Annotated in this window: 16 protein-coding genes; 11 read left to right on the top strand and 5 right to left on the bottom strand. The window is 70.8% G+C overall.

Annotated elements, in window-relative coordinates; genetic code table 11:
* The first annotated feature begins 10 nt into the window (after positions 1-10).
* Both NQV15_RS17650 and NQV15_RS17645 read left to right on the top strand, forming a co-directional pair.
* Positions 11-628, top strand: a complete 618-nt coding sequence (locus NQV15_RS17650; RefSeq protein ID WP_232402284.1) for a TetR/AcrR family transcriptional regulator — start codon at positions 11-13, stop codon at positions 626-628.
* Between the two features lie 16 nt (positions 629-644).
* Positions 645-1,205, top strand: coding sequence for a GNAT family N-acetyltransferase (locus tag NQV15_RS17645; RefSeq protein ID WP_232402282.1), 561 nt, complete (start codon positions 645-647; stop codon positions 1,203-1,205).
* A 7-nt stretch (positions 1,206-1,212) separates the two neighbouring features.
* Here NQV15_RS17645 and NQV15_RS17640 read toward each other — a convergent pair whose 3' ends face one another.
* Genes NQV15_RS17640 through NQV15_RS17630 form a run of 3 tightly spaced genes read right to left on the bottom strand, consistent with a single transcriptional unit; the run spans position 1,213 to position 5,064 of the window.
* On the bottom strand, positions 1,213-2,700 hold the full coding sequence (locus NQV15_RS17640) for an amino acid permease (protein ID WP_232402280.1): 1,488 nt from the start codon (positions 2,698-2,700) through the stop codon (positions 1,213-1,215).
* A 55-nt stretch (positions 2,701-2,755) separates the two neighbouring features.
* A complete protein-coding gene (locus tag NQV15_RS17635) occupies positions 2,756-3,571 on the bottom strand; it encodes a DUF1206 domain-containing protein (RefSeq protein ID WP_232402279.1) in 816 nt (271 codons plus the stop codon).
* Between the two features lie 20 nt (positions 3,572-3,591).
* Positions 3,592-5,064 (bottom strand): SDR family oxidoreductase, encoded by a 1,473-nt coding sequence (locus tag NQV15_RS17630; protein ID WP_232402276.1) that lies wholly within the window; start codon positions 5,062-5,064, stop codon positions 3,592-3,594.
* A 72-nt stretch (positions 5,065-5,136) separates the two neighbouring features.
* Between NQV15_RS17630 and NQV15_RS17625 the strand changes: the two genes are divergently transcribed.
* Both NQV15_RS17625 and NQV15_RS17620 read left to right on the top strand, forming a co-directional pair.
* Positions 5,137-5,436: a DUF2470 domain-containing protein gene (locus tag NQV15_RS17625; protein ID WP_232402275.1), complete on the top strand. Its 300-nt coding sequence runs from the start codon at positions 5,137-5,139 to the stop codon at positions 5,434-5,436.
* Entirely contained in the window at positions 5,436-5,873 is a 438-nt protein-coding gene (locus tag NQV15_RS17620) for an OsmC family protein (RefSeq protein WP_232402267.1), read from the top strand. The genes NQV15_RS17625 and NQV15_RS17620 overlap by 1 nt, the downstream gene beginning before the upstream one ends.
* Here NQV15_RS17620 and NQV15_RS17615 read toward each other — a convergent pair.
* A complete protein-coding gene (locus NQV15_RS17615) occupies positions 5,870-6,190 on the bottom strand; it encodes a hypothetical protein (protein WP_232402266.1) in 321 nt (106 codons plus the stop codon). The two genes, NQV15_RS17620 and NQV15_RS17615, sit on opposite strands and share 4 nt — an antisense overlap.
* Positions 6,191-6,360: 170 nt before the next feature.
* Between NQV15_RS17615 and NQV15_RS17610 the strand changes: the two genes are divergently transcribed.
* Together NQV15_RS17610 and NQV15_RS17605 are read left to right on the top strand one after the other, a co-directional pair.
* Complete coding sequence (locus NQV15_RS17610; RefSeq protein WP_232402265.1) at positions 6,361-7,116, top strand: enoyl-CoA hydratase-related protein; 756 nt, start codon at positions 6,361-6,363, stop codon at positions 7,114-7,116.
* Positions 7,113-7,817, top strand: a complete 705-nt coding sequence (locus tag NQV15_RS17605) for a nitroreductase (protein ID WP_232402264.1) — start codon at positions 7,113-7,115, stop codon at positions 7,815-7,817. The genes NQV15_RS17610 and NQV15_RS17605 overlap by 4 nt, the downstream gene beginning before the upstream one ends.
* A 6-nt stretch (positions 7,818-7,823) precedes the next feature.
* Here the strand turns inward: NQV15_RS17605 and NQV15_RS17600 are convergent, their stop codons facing one another.
* Complete coding sequence (locus tag NQV15_RS17600) at positions 7,824-9,251, bottom strand: hypothetical protein (protein ID WP_232402263.1); 1,428 nt, start codon at positions 9,249-9,251, stop codon at positions 7,824-7,826.
* 71 nt (positions 9,252-9,322) lie between these two features.
* Between NQV15_RS17600 and NQV15_RS17595 the strand changes: the two genes are divergently transcribed.
* Genes NQV15_RS17595 through NQV15_RS17575 form a run of 5 tightly spaced genes read left to right on the top strand, consistent with a single transcriptional unit; the run spans position 9,323 to position 13,011 of the window.
* Positions 9,323-9,961 (top strand): histidine phosphatase family protein, encoded by a 639-nt coding sequence (locus tag NQV15_RS17595; protein WP_232402262.1) that lies wholly within the window; start codon positions 9,323-9,325, stop codon positions 9,959-9,961.
* A gap of 36 nt (positions 9,962-9,997) precedes the next feature.
* Positions 9,998-10,798 carry an SDR family NAD(P)-dependent oxidoreductase gene (locus NQV15_RS17590; RefSeq protein ID WP_232402260.1) on the top strand — a complete coding sequence of 267 codons (801 nt, stop codon included), beginning with the start codon at positions 9,998-10,000 and terminating at the stop codon, positions 10,796-10,798.
* Position 10,799: 1 nt separating this feature from the next.
* Entirely contained in the window at positions 10,800-11,558 is a 759-nt protein-coding gene (locus tag NQV15_RS17585) for an SDR family oxidoreductase (RefSeq protein WP_232402249.1), read from the top strand.
* A gap of 50 nt (positions 11,559-11,608) precedes the next feature.
* Positions 11,609-12,166, top strand: a complete 558-nt coding sequence (locus NQV15_RS17580) for a hypothetical protein (protein WP_232402247.1) — start codon at positions 11,609-11,611, stop codon at positions 12,164-12,166.
* Positions 12,160-13,011 (top strand): hypothetical protein, encoded by an 852-nt coding sequence (locus NQV15_RS17575; protein ID WP_232402246.1) that lies wholly within the window; start codon positions 12,160-12,162, stop codon positions 13,009-13,011. The genes NQV15_RS17580 and NQV15_RS17575 overlap by 7 nt, the downstream gene beginning before the upstream one ends.
* Positions 13,012-13,035 lie beyond the last annotated feature (24 nt).

Here is a 13,035-nt window from a genome sequence, read left to right as displayed (position 1 = left end):
ATATGTCTGCATGGCAGTCAAGGCAGGGCAGTACCGCGGCATGACCGCCGAGCAGCGCCATGCCGACCGGCGCGCGCGGCTGCTCGAGGCGACCCTCGAGGTGTGGGGACGAGATGGCGGCCCCACGGTCACGATGACCCGCATCTGCGCCGAGGCCGGGCTGACCGAGCGGTACTTCTACCAGAGCTTCGAGGGCCTGGACGCTGCGCTGACCGCGGTCATGGACGACATCGCGACCCAGATCGCCGAGCGGTCGGTCGCGGCGCTCGCAGCCGCCCAGGGTGGTCCCGCCGACCGGGTGCGGGCCGGCATCGAGGCCTTCGTCCAGATCCTCACCGAGGATCCCCGCAAGGGCCGCGTCGCGATCGTCGAATCGGTGTCGATCGATGCCCTGCGTCCCCACCGGGCCCGGCTGCTGCGCCAGTTCGCCGAGCTGGCCGCGCACGAGGCCCGTGAGCTGTACGGCGCCGAGGCCTGGAGCGAGCGCGAGGGACGTCTGGCCGCCACGATGTTCATCGGCGGCGTCGCCGAGCTCGTCACGGCCTGGCTCGAGGGGACGGTCGAGGCCACCCCCGACGACATCATCGCCGCGGCCTCGCACCACTTCATCGCGACCGCCCATCGCTGAGCGGCACACTGGCCGGGTGACCTCACCGCTGGACGCCGCCCACTGGCCCGTTGCGACCCCCCGGCTGGTGCTGCGCCGGTTCGACGTCACCGACATCGCGGCGATCCACGCGTACCGCGTGCAGCCGCAGGTGACCGAGTGGATCACCGGCAGGGCGGTCAGCATCGAGTCGCTGGCCGAGCGCTTCGGCGACGGTTCCAGCTTTGTGATCGCCGAGCACGAGGGCCGGCTGATCGGCGACCTCATGGTCAGGGTCAACGACGCCTATGCGCAACGGGAGGTCGCCGAGGGGGCCTCGGCCACCCAGGCCGAGCTGGGGTGGACGTTCGACCCGGCGGTCCAGGGGCAGGGCCTGGCGACCGAGGCGGTCGGCGAGCTGCTGCGGATCTGCTTCGAGGAGCTGGGCCTGCGCCGCGTCACGGCCGGCTGCTTCGCCGGCAACGTGGCGTCGTGGCGGCTGATGGAGCGCGTCGGCATGCGGCGCGAGGCCCATCACGTGCAGGACTCCCTGCACCGCGACCACGGCTGGCAGGACGGCTACGTCTACGCCCTGCTGGCCGACGAGTGGCGGGCCTGAGCCACGCTCACTCGGCTCTCGGGACGTCCCCGTCGGCCTTGACCTGGCTCTCACCGCGACCCAGCCGCGAGCGCCGGTAGCCGTAGGTGAAGTAGAGGAGGAAGCCGATCGCGAGCCAGATCAGGAACCGGACCCAGGTCTCGACCGACAGGTTGACCATGAGCCAGAAGCACGCCGCGATCGACAGGATCGGCACGAGCGGCACGGCCGGGACGCGGAACGGGCGGTGCAGGTCCGAGCGGGTGCGGCGCAGGATGATGACGCCGGCCGAGACCACCACGAACGCGAACAGGGTGCCGATGCTGACCAGCTTGGACAGCTCCGACAGTGGCACGAATCCGGCCAGCACCGCGACGAATGCGCCGGTGATGATCGTGATCCGGTACGGCGTGCCGAAGCGCGGGTGGACCTTGGCCAGGCCGACCGGCAGCAGCCCGTCGCGCGACATCGCGAACAGCACCCGCGCCTGGCCCAGCATCAAGACCAGCACGACGGTCGTCAGGCCGGCGACGGCGCCCACCGAGATGATCTTGCTGGCCCAGTCCAGGCCGTTGGCGCTGAACGCCTCGGCCAGCGGTGCGGCGGTGTTCATGCGGTCGTCGCTGTACTTGAGCATCCCGGTCACGACGAATGCCACGGCCGCGTAGAGGACCGTGACGATCGCCAGCGAGCCGAGGATGCCGCGCGGGACGTCGCGCTGCGGGTTCTTGGTCTCCTCGGCCGACGTCGCGACGATGTCGAAGCCGATGAAGGCGAAGAACACGACCGAGGCGGCGGCGATGATGCCGTAGACGCCGAAGACCGTCGGGTCCACCCCGAAGACCGTCTGCAGCAGCGTCGAGTCGAGGCCCGAACCGCCCTCGGTGGGCTTGGAGTCGGGGATGAACGGCTGGTAGTTCTTGGTCTTGATGTAGAACAGTCCCGCCACGATCACGAAGGTCACGACGGCGACCTTGATGACCACCAGCACGCTGGTGATCCGTCCGGACAGCTTGGTGCCCAGGACGCCGACCAGCGTGAGGCCGAGGACGATCGCGATGGCGCCGAAGTCGGGGCTCGCCTCGTCCCCGGCCAACCACGTCGGCAGGTCGAACAGGGACTGCAGGTACGCCGACCAGCCGCGCGCCACGACCGCCGCGCCGAGCGCGAGCTCGAGCACGAGGTCCCAGCCGATGATCCAGGCCACCAGCTCGCCGAGCGTCGCGTACGAGAACGTGTACGCACTGCCGGCGACCGGGACGGTCGAGGCGAACTCGGCGTAGCAGAGGGCCGCGAGACCGCAGGTGATCCCGGCCAGGATGAACGAGATCACGATCGCCGGACCGGCATTGGCGTAGGCCTGCTCGCCGGTCAGGACGAAGATGCCGGTCCCCACCATGACGCCGACGCCGAAGACCGTCAGGTCCCAGGCCGAGAGCTCCTTCTTGAGACGGTGCTCCGGCTCGTCGGTTTCCTCGATCGAGCGCTCGACGGACTTGATGCGGAACAGATCCATTCGATCATCCTGTGCGGATGGTTGCCGGTACGCAACCGCTCGCCGGGCGCGAGCCTCAGCGCGTGCGCGGGTGGCGCGCCCAGGCGAAGCAGAACAGCCCGAATGCGGCGACGCCCAGGGCGACCAGCGTCAGCAGGTACGGCCCGAAGGGCTGGTCGCGCAGGGTCTTGAGAGCATCGTCCAGCCCGCCGGCCTTGTCGGGCTCGTACGACACCGCGGCCCAGCCGAACAGCACGCCGACGATGCCGACCGCGACCCCCTTGGCGACGTAGCCGACGCGCCCGACGACCAGCACGGCCGATCCGGTGCTGCCGGTCGTGGCCGCCGGTTGCAGGTCGTGGGTGAAGGCATCGGTGACGCCGCGGCGGATCTGCGCGATGCCGACCGCAAGGATCGCGATGCCGACCGCTGCGACCAGCACACGGCCTGCCGGTGCGGACATCAGATCTGCGGTGAGGCCCTCCTGCTTGGAGTCGCCGCCACCTCCGCCGCCGGACCCGGACGCGATCTTGAACGCCGAGACGGCCAGGGCCGCGTAGACCACCGTGCGGCCGGCGGCACTGAGGCGCTTGCGGACCCGCTTGGCGCCGTCCTCCTCCTGGAAGCCCCAGATCGCGGTCGCCGCCTGCCACACCACGAGGGCCAGCAGCCCGATCACCGTGATCCACAGCATCGTGCGCCCGAACGGCTGGTCGGCGAGCGTCTGGAGCGCACCGCCGCTGCTGGCGTCGCCGCCCCCCGACCAGGCGACCTGCAGCGCGATCCACGCGATCAGCAGGTGGACGAGCCCGTAGGCACCGAGCCCGACGCTGGCACCGTGCTTGAGCAGATCGCTGTGGCGGGCCTCCTGGCCCGCAGTGCTGGCTTCCATGATTGCTCTCCCCGGTTCCCTCAGTCCGTCGCCGCCTCGGCGGCGAGGGCGATGTTGCGCTGCATCGCCCCGAAGACCTTTCCATGGAATGGGTAGATCAGCCACCAGTAGACGTGCCCGAGCAGTCCTTTGGGGGCGAACAACGCCCGCTGGCGGAAGGTCGTCGCCCCGGCCTCGGTCGTGCCGACCTGCATCTCCAGCCACGCCAGCCCGGGCAGCTTCATCTCCGCCCGCAGGCGCAGGAGCGTCCGGCCGTCGGTCTCCTCGACCCGCCAGAAGTCGACGGCGTCCCCCACGGCGAGCCGGCGCGGATGGCGCCGTCCGCGCCGCAGGCCGGGGCCACCGACGAGGCGGTCCAGCGCGCCCCGCGCCCACCAGGCGAGCCGCCAGGAGTACCAGCCATTGCGTGCGCCGATGCCCTCGATGACGCTCCACAGCCGCTCCGGGGTGGCGTCCACCTCACGGACGCGCTCGTCGCGGTACAGCGATCCGCCGGCCCAGTCCGGATCGGTGGGCAGTCCCTCGGCGGGCGCTCCCGCCGTCGCTGCCGACGACCAGCTGGTCGGCACGTCGAGCTCCTGGATGCGGGTCAGTGCGAGCTGGACCGACCGGTCGAAGTCGACCAGTCCTTCGGGCGGCTCGGGGACGTACTGCAAGATGTCGGTGTCACCGGCCACGACGGTGTTGCGCAACGACTCCACCAAGGGGCGGGCCAGGCTGGCCGGCACCGGGGTGATGAGGCCGATCCAGTGGCTGGACAGGCCCGGGGACAGCACGGGGACCTTCAGCACGCGGCGCCTGGGCAGCCCGGAGATCGCCGCGAACCGCTGCATGAGGTCCAGGTACGTCAGCACCTCCGGGCCGCCGATGTCGAAGCGGCGGCTCACGTCGTCGGGCATGTCGGCCGAGCCGACGAGGTAGCGCACCACGTCGCGGATCGCGATCGGCTGGATGCGGGTCGAGACCCAGGTCGGCGTGATCATGACCGGCAGCCGCTCGGTCAGGTAGCGCAGCATCTCAAAGGATGCCGACCCGGAGCCGATGACGACGCCGGCCTGCAGGACCGTGGTCGGGACGCCGGAGCCCAGCAGCACGTCACCGACCTCACCGCGCGAGCTCAGGTGCTCGGAGAGCTCCTCGCCCTCCGGGATCATCCCGCCCAGGTAGACGATGCGACGGACGCCGGCGCGCTCGGCCTCGTCCGCGAATCGTTGGGCCATCTGCTTCTCGGTGGCGCCGAAGTCGCCGCCCGTGCCGATCGAGTGCAGCAGGTAGTACAGGACGTCGACATCGGCCATCGCGTCCCGGACGTCGGCGTCCTCGGAGGCGTCGCCGACCGCGATCTCGACCCGGTCGGCCCAGTCGTGCGCGCGGGCCTTGCGCTCGTCCCGCACCAGCACGCGCACCGTGTGACCGGCGTCCAGCAGCTGGGGGACCAGTCGCCCGCCGACGTATCCGGTGGCACCGGTGACCAGGCTGCGGGGGGAGGGCATCCACCCAGTGTTCGCGACCGGGCTCGATCGAGCATCCCGAAAGCGTGGCGCCCCGAGGGAGATACTGGAACCATGACGACCTTCTCCAGCGATGTCGTGGACGCGATCCTCGGCCACATGAACGGTGACCACACCGCAGACAATCTCGCGATCGTCCGGGCCTTCGCCGAGCCGGCGGCGACCTCGGCGACCATGACCGGCCTCGACGAGCTCGGCGGCACGTGGGACGCCATCGTCGACGGCGAGGCGCAGCCGGTCACCATCCCGTGGCTCGGCACGGTCGCCGAGCGCGCCGACGTCCGCCGCGAGGTGGTGGCCCTGTACGACGCGGCGGTCGAGCGGCTGGGCCTGCCGGCACGGGAGACCCACTGATGTCCGGCGACACCGAGCGCACCGTCCAGCTGACCCGCACCGGCCCGTCGCGCTACCGCGCGACGAACGCGCGCGGCACGACGCTCGACATCGGGGACGGGTCGAGCGACGACTTCACGCCGGTCGAGCTGCTGCTCGTGGCGCTCGCGGGCTGCACCGCGATCACGGTCGACCCGCTGGTGTCACGGCGAGCCGAGCCCGACGTGCTCGACGTCGACATCCGCGCCGACAAGATCCGCGACGAGCTCGGCAACCACCTGGTCGACCTGCTGATGCGCTTCGACGTGGCCTTTCCGGGCGGCGAGGCCGGCGACCGAGCCCGGGAGCTGCTGCCCGATGCCCTGGCCAAGGCCGAGGAACGGCTGTGCACCGTCAGCAGGACGCTGGCGATCGGTGCTCAGGCAGAGATCGAGATCAACGACGTCCAGCCACGCTAGGCGTGGTGCGGCAGGCGGACGTCGTCGTACGCGAAGCGGTTCGGGAAGTAGAGCGGCGGCAGAGGCTGTCCGGTCGGCTCCGCGCGGCCCGGGTCGGGCGGCCTCACCGAGCAGGGACGCTCGCACAGATCGTTGCGGCGCACGAGCCGGTCGCCGACGACCGTGCCCAGGTAGCGTCCCGCGAGGTCGACGGCGTCATTGTCCTCCCAGGGAAACCAGCCGATCCAGTGACCGTCCGCGTCGAACAGGTGCTGATCGGTCCACGAACGGCGCATCGCGATGGTGCGACCACCCATGTCGTACAGATACACGCTCACTGCGCCACAACCTCCCCTTGTGCCCCTGACGTTACGATCCGCCGCGCCGGTTCGTGGGAACTTGGCCGGCGACACGAGAATTTGGTCCGAACGGACTAGTTCATCGGGCACATGACCGTGCCAGCGGTACTGTCACGATGGGTCCCGTAGGGAACCCGGAGGAGGAGCTCATGTCCGAAGCGGTCACGGTGGACTCGACGGACGGCGTCCTGACGATCACCTGGAATGATCCGGGTCGGTTGAACGGACTGACCGGACAGATGCTGGTCGCCGCCACCGAGGCGATCGAGCAGGCGCCGGCCCAGACACGGGTCATCGTGCTGCGCGGTGCCGGACGAGCGTTCTCGACCGGGGCGCGGCTCGACCAGCCGCTCAGCGGCACGGAGCCGATGGAGGTCTCGGCCCGCCTGATCCGCACGATCGTGGGCTCCCCCCTGCCGGTCGTGGCAGCAGTCCAGGGCGCGGCGGCCGGCTACGGCTGCTCGGTCGCCCTCGCGGCCGACATCACGATTGCCGCCCGGTCGGCCTACTTCCTGCTGCCGTTCGTCAACGTCGGCCTGATGCCGGACGGTGGCACCACGGCGACCATCGCCGCCTCGATCGGCCGAGCCCGCGCATCGGCCATGGCGCTGCTCGGCGAGCGGCTGCCGGCCGCGGACGCCGCGGAGGCCGGTCTGATCCACGCCGCGGTGCCGGATGACGCGCTCGCCGACGAGGTCGACCGCATCGTGGCCCAGCTGTCACGCGGCCCGGGCGCCGCCTACCGCGCGACCAAGCAGGCGATCACGGCCGCGACGCTCGGCCACCTCGACGAGGCCCTCGACCGCGAGGGTGACTCGCAGGTCGCCCTGTTCCAGACCGATGACTTCGCCGAGGGCGTGGCCGCCTTCCTCGACAAGCGCGCCCCCGGGTTCACCGGCCGATGACCACCGACGACAGGACGACCATGAACGACTTCCAGACCATCGACCGGCTCCTGACCCAGCGGCGCAGCTGCCGGGGCTACCTCCCGGACGAGGTGCCGCGCGAGACGATCGAGCAGATCCTGTCCGCCGCGCAGCACACCGCGTCGTGGTGCAACACCCAGCCGTGGAACGTCCACATCGTGTCGGGCGAGGCGCGCGCGGCCCTGTCGAAGGCCGCGGTCGACAACGTGGTGGCGAACCTCGGCCAGCCCGCGCCCTCGGACTTCCCGTTCCCGGCCGCGTACACGGGCGTCCACAACGAGCGCCGCAAGGAGGTCGGCTGGCAGCTCTACGAGGCGGTCGGTGTCGAGCGCGGCGACCGGGACGGCTCGGCGATGCAGATGCTGCGCAACTTCGAGTTCTTCGGGGCGCCGCACGTCGCGATCATCACGACCGACGCCGATCTGGGCGTCTACGGCGCGATCGACTGCGGCCTGTACGTCAACTCCTTCATGCTGGCCGCCGAGGCGCTCGGTCTCGGGACGTGCGCCCAGGCCGCGATCGCCCAGGTCACTCCGGCGGTGCGCGAGTTCCTCGACCTGCCGGACGACCGGCGCGTGGTCTGCGGGATCGCCTTCGGCCACCCCGATCCCGATCACCCCACGGCCCAGTTCATGTCGCGCCGGGCGCCCATCACGGACGCCGCGACCTTCGTGGACTGAGCGCGCTCAGCCCCGCAGGGCCCCGATGCCGAGCACGGCGGCCAGGCCGAGCGCACTCCGCGGGTCGTAGGCCGCGGTCCACAGGCCGCCGTGCGCGGCGCTCGCCGCCTCGTCCTGCCAGGGCTCGGGCCGGGCCGGTGCGGCCACGCGCAGGTCGTGCACCAGCAGCGCGGCCATCAGCGTGTTGCTGGTGGCGGGGTCGAAGATCTCGACCCCGAACCGGTGCGCTCCCGCGTAGGCCGCCGCGAGCGCCTTGTTCTTGAGCACCGAGCGGGTGCGGGTGGCCGGCGCGACGTTCAGCGACACGGTCGTGCCCTCGGCGCGGGACGTCGTGGCCCGCCACCGCTGCAACCGCTTGGCGAAGGCGTAGTTGGGCCCTTGCTGCGGCACGAGGCTGTCGCAGACGCCGGGATCGGCGCCGGGCGCGTAGTGGCGCTGCAGCAGACGGCCCCCGCTGGCGACCCGCAACGGACCGCGCAGCAGCCGGCTCGCGCCGCGACGTCCGTACGCATCGTTGGACAGCTGCACGTCCTCGCCGGGCACGACGAAGGTGTCGGTCGGGGTGGCCAGGAAGGCCAGGGCGGTGTCGGGGCGCTCGCGCACCAGGTGCTCGGCGAGGGCATCGGCGGCCATCGAGAGCCGGACGTGCGTGCCACCGTCGGCATAGCAGTAGTTGCCCAGCACCAGGCGTCCCTCGATGCCGCCGAGCCAGTGGGCGATGCCGGGCAGCTCGGTCAGCAGGTCGGCGCCGGAGTCGTCGGCGCCGTTGGTCACGATGCGGGCCGGGACGTGCGCCGTGCCGGCGAGCTCGGTCGCCAGGTCGCGCACCCGGCCCTGCACGTCGTCGCGCGGCAGGTCCAGGGCGACGCAGGTCGCGCCCCACCGCAGCAGTGCGCGGTACGGGCCCATCTCCGCCCCGGCACCCAGCACCACGACGGTGTCGCCCTCGAGCCGGAGCCAGTCGGGGTTGTCCTGCACGGTCTGCACGGCATCGGCCGCCGAGCGGGTGATGATGCCGTCGGTGACCCAGCGCTCGAGCTGGGCGACCAGATCGGCGCCGGCCAGGCGCTCGCCGCGGTACGGGATCGACAGCTCGGTCTCGGGCGCTGCGGCGCCCCGGATCGTCCGGGTGTGGAAGGCCTGGGTCAGCGGGGTGCCGCTGATCGCCTCGTCGAGGCCCACCTCGCCGAACCGCATGAGCGCGTGGGCGCTGCGCAGCCCGTCGGCGGCGATCGCGTGCGCGGCAGCCGGGTCGCCGATGCCGGCCTCGACGGCACGGCGGAAGTGCTCGAGGTAGTGGCGCCGCCAGTTGGTCTCGTTCTCGATCGCGCGGGAGCCGACCGGATCGGCCTTGCGCAGGGCATCGGCCATGACGGTTCGGGCCGCTGAGGTCGAGCTCTCGGACGGGAAGGAGACGGTCGCCGCATCGTTCATCGGGCCACCATAGGAGCAGTGATCGGTTACTCACGAGTCAGGACCGACCTATCGCCGATAGGGTCGGCCCCATGGGCACCATCCACCTCATCCGGCACGGCCAGGCATCCTTCGGGGCCGCGGACTACGACCAGCTCTCCGAGCTCGGCACGGAGCAGGCGACTGCGCTGGGTGTCTCGTGGGAGGCCTCCGGGTGGGCGCCGACGGACGCCGTCGCAGGCGGGATGAAGCGCCACGCGCAGACCGCGATCGCCGCGATCGACGCCTGTGGCGGTGACGGCTACGACGTCGACGCCAGGTGGGACGAGTACGACCACCTCGCGCTGGCGCGCGCCACCGATCCCACGGCGCTGGGCGCCGACCCCAAGGCCTTCCAGGCCTCGCTCAATCGGGCGATCACCGCCTGGATGGGCGGTGACACCCCGGCCGGCGAGACCTACGTGCAGTTCCGGGGCCGTGTCCTGGCCGCCTTCGAGCAGGTCGTGTCGCAGGCCACGAGCGGCCGCTCGGTCGCGGTGTTCACCTCCGGCGGACCCATCGCGGCGGTCGTCTCGCACCTGCTGAGCGGTGACGACTCGCTGTTCCAGCGGCTCAACGACGTCGTGATCAATGCCAGCGTCACGACCGTCATCGTGGGTCAGAGCGGCACCCGGCTGCTGTCGTTCAACGAGCACGCCCACCTGCCGCGGGACATGATGACCTTCCGCTGACCCGCCCTCCATCCCGGATACCGGTAGTATCCGACCATGAAGATCACCGCCGGCTCCCGTGCCCTCGTCACCGGCGCCGCCTCCGGCCTGGGGCTCGCCCTCGTGCGCCGGCTGGCCGCACGCGGATGCCGCGTCCTGGCCACCGACGTGCACGACGAGCCGGGCGCTGAGCTCGCCGCGATCGACGGTGTCACGTACCTGACGCTCGACGTGACCCAGGACGTCCACTGGGCCCGCGCCCACGACTGGGTCGTGGAGCACTGGGGCGGCCTGGACCTGCTGTTCAACAACGCCGGTGTCGCAGCCGGCGGGCGCATCGAGCTGACCGAGATGGACCAGTGGCAGTGGATCGTCGACATCAACCTGCTCGGGGTCGCCCGCGGGTGCCGCACGTTCGCGCCGATGCTCACGGAGCAGCGCTCCGGCCACATCGTCAACACCGCCTCGGCCGCCGGCCTGGTCCACCCGCCCCGGATGAGCGAGTACAACGCGGTCAAGGCCGGTGTCGTCGCGCTCAGCGAGACCCTGTTCCACGAGCTGCGCCCCGACGACGTCATGGTGTCGGTCGTCTGCCCGACGTTCTTCCGCACCAACCTCACCAGCTCGCTGCGCGGCAAGGACGAGTCCGCCCGGAGCTCCGCCGCGAAGCTGATCGACGGGTCGAAGGTGTCGGCGGACGACATCGCGGCCGCAGTGGTGGCGGGCGTGGAGAAGGGCCGTCACATCATCCTGACCGACCGCAACGGCAAGATCGCCTACGCCGCCAAGAGATTCGCGCGGCCGCTGTACTACTCGATGATGAACAGGGCCGCCGTCCAGATGGCCCGGAAGGACTGACATGCGCAAGAACGTCCTGATCACGGGGGCCAGCTCCGGCCTGGGTGCCGGCATGGCACGCGTCCTGGCCGCCAAGGGGCACGACCTCGCGCTGACGGCGCGCCGCGTCGACCGACTCGAGCAGCTGCGCGACGAGCTCGTCGCAGCGCACCCGGACATCCGGGTCGTCGTCCACGCCCTCGACGTCACCGACCACGACCAGGTGTTCGCCGTCTTCAAGCAGGCGATCACGGATCTGGGTGGGCTCGACCGGGTCATCGTCAACGCCGGCCTCGGCAAGGGCGGACGCATCGGCACCGGCAAGTTCCACGCCAACAAGGAGACCGCCGAGACCAACTTCATCGCCGCGCTGGCTCAGTGCGAGGCCGCGATGGAGCACTTCTACGAGCGGCGCGCAGGACACCTGGTGGTCATCTCGTCCATGTCGGCGATGCGCGGGATGCCGTCGTCGATGACGACGTACGCGGCCACCAAGGCCGGGATCGCGATGATCGCCGAAGGCATCCGCTCGGACCTGATCGGCCGCAAGGGCCTGGACATCAAGATCACCACGCTCTATCCCGGGTACATCGCCTCGGAGATGAACGAGGGAGTCCAGCAGGAGACCCGCATGATGGTCGACACCGAGACGGGCTGCCGGGCCCTGGTCAAGAAGATCGAGGCCGAGGTCGTGGACGCCGCGGTGCCGTCGTGGCCGTGGGCGCCGATCGGCCAGGTCATGAAGCACGCGCCGCTGGGGGTCGTGCGCCGCATGGTGTGACAGATCGTTCCGATTGGGAGCGGCATGTCTCTTGGCGCTACATTGCTCCCATGACTGCCACATCGGGGGATTGGCTGAGGCGCGCGGCGCCCGCCTTGTTCATCGTCGTGTCGCTGGGTCTGGCCGCCTGCGGCGGCAGCGACTCCGAGCCGGCGGAGAAGAAGGTGGCGGCGACGACCGCTGAGCCGACGGTCGACCAGGCTGCCGCCGACGAGCAGGCACTGGAGAAGCTGGTGACCGATTTCTGGTCGGTCCGCGTCGCCGCGCAGAACAGCGGCGAGGCCACACCCGAGCAGTTCGCGGCCGTTCTCGAGCCCGGACTGGTCGAGGTCGAGCTCGGTACCGTCCGGGACTACAAGTCGCTCAAGGTGCGGCGGATCGGCGCGCCCGAGATCACCGGCGTCGAGGTCGTGGCGGCCGGTGACACGGCCGAGCTCCTGGCCTGTCTCGACGAGGACGGGTGGGCCGCCGAGGAGGACGGCAAGCCGGTCGAGCTGCCGAAGACCGGCAAGAAGGCGTGGGGCGCGAAGGCCGAGCGGAACGGGGACCGTTGGCTCATCAACGACTTCCTGTCCGTCGACGAGTCGAAGGCGAAGAAGACGTGCTGACCGACGTGGGCTCGCTGCGGCGGCTCATGATCTGGATCCTCTCGCCGGTCGTGGTGATGCTGGGCCTGGTCGCGACGGCATCGCCCGCCAGTGCCGCCCTGTGCCACGTGACGCAGGCGGATGGCTCGATCAAGGTTGTCGATTGCGACAAGATCCCCGGCAACGCCGGCGATCCCGGGAGCGAGGGTGGAGCTCCCTCGTGCGTCGTCAAGGATGGCGACACCGGATGCTGGAACGGGAAGTCGTGCTACATCAAGGATCCGGCCGAGTACGGGGACTCCGGCGCGGCCCAGGAACAGCTCGGTCCAAAGCCCAGCGAGGACGCGCATGCCGCCTTCCGGTTGTGCGATGCCGAGGAGGGACCCGTCTGGTACTGGACCGAGGCCGACGAGCCCAGCCAGGCGGAGCTCGCCGCACAGGCGTTCGGCCAGCTGGTGGCACCATCGATCGCCCCGACGTTCAACCCGCCGACCCGGACGTTGGTCAACCTGCCGACCTGGTGGTGGGCGGCGGGTGCCTCCGATCAACCGCTGTCGGCCAGCGCCGGCAGCGTCACTGTCACTGCGACGCCGAGCCACATGGAGGTCGACCCAGGCGATGGCTCGGCCATCTTCGGCTGCCGGCCCTTCGTGACCGTCCAATCCGACTCGTGCACGTACACGTACCGCAGGGCGAGCAAGGGTGATGGCTACCCGGCTCGGATGCGCCTGGTCTGGACGGTCGTGTTCACCGACACCGATGCGCCGATCGACGTGCCAGACCTGCCGACGACCTTCGAGTCCGGCTGGTCCGGGGTCACCGTCCCGGTGCACGAGGTGCAGACTCTCAACCGCTCCAGCCGCTGACGCTCGCGTCCCGACTCAGGAACT

Origin of the sequence: Aeromicrobium wangtongii, from assembly GCF_024584515.1 — a bacterium.
In the GTDB taxonomy this organism is placed as follows: Bacteria; Actinomycetota; Actinomycetes; order Propionibacteriales; family Nocardioidaceae; genus Aeromicrobium; species Aeromicrobium wangtongii.
The sequence above is the reverse complement of the archived record's forward strand: the minus strand, read 5'-3'. Positions and strand labels throughout refer to the sequence as shown.

Coding starts and splice junctions, on each gene's coding strand:
- NQV15_RS17650 (WP_232402284.1), top strand. CDS start 11: ATGGCAGTCAAGGCAGGGCAGTACCGCGGCATGACCGCCGAGCAGCGC.
- NQV15_RS17640 (WP_232402280.1), bottom strand. CDS start 2,700: ATGGATCTGTTCCGCATCAAGTCCGTCGAGCGCTCGATCGAGGAAACC.
- NQV15_RS17635 (WP_232402279.1), bottom strand. CDS start 3,571: ATGGAAGCCAGCACTGCGGGCCAGGAGGCCCGCCACAGCGATCTGCTC.
- NQV15_RS17630 (WP_232402276.1), bottom strand. CDS start 5,064: ATGCCCTCCCCCCGCAGCCTGGTCACCGGTGCCACCGGATACGTCGGC.
- NQV15_RS17625 (WP_232402275.1), top strand. CDS start 5,137: ATGACGACCTTCTCCAGCGATGTCGTGGACGCGATCCTCGGCCACATG.
- NQV15_RS17620 (WP_232402267.1), top strand. CDS start 5,436: ATGTCCGGCGACACCGAGCGCACCGTCCAGCTGACCCGCACCGGCCCG.
- NQV15_RS17610 (WP_232402265.1), top strand. CDS start 6,361: ATGTCCGAAGCGGTCACGGTGGACTCGACGGACGGCGTCCTGACGATC.
- NQV15_RS17605 (WP_232402264.1), top strand. CDS start 7,113: ATGACCACCGACGACAGGACGACCATGAACGACTTCCAGACCATCGAC.
- NQV15_RS17600 (WP_232402263.1), bottom strand. CDS start 9,251: ATGAACGATGCGGCGACCGTCTCCTTCCCGTCCGAGAGCTCGACCTCA.
- NQV15_RS17595 (WP_232402262.1), top strand. CDS start 9,323: ATGGGCACCATCCACCTCATCCGGCACGGCCAGGCATCCTTCGGGGCC.
- NQV15_RS17590 (WP_232402260.1), top strand. CDS start 9,998: ATGAAGATCACCGCCGGCTCCCGTGCCCTCGTCACCGGCGCCGCCTCC.
- NQV15_RS17585 (WP_232402249.1), top strand. CDS start 10,800: ATGCGCAAGAACGTCCTGATCACGGGGGCCAGCTCCGGCCTGGGTGCC.
- NQV15_RS17580 (WP_232402247.1), top strand. CDS start 11,609: ATGACTGCCACATCGGGGGATTGGCTGAGGCGCGCGGCGCCCGCCTTG.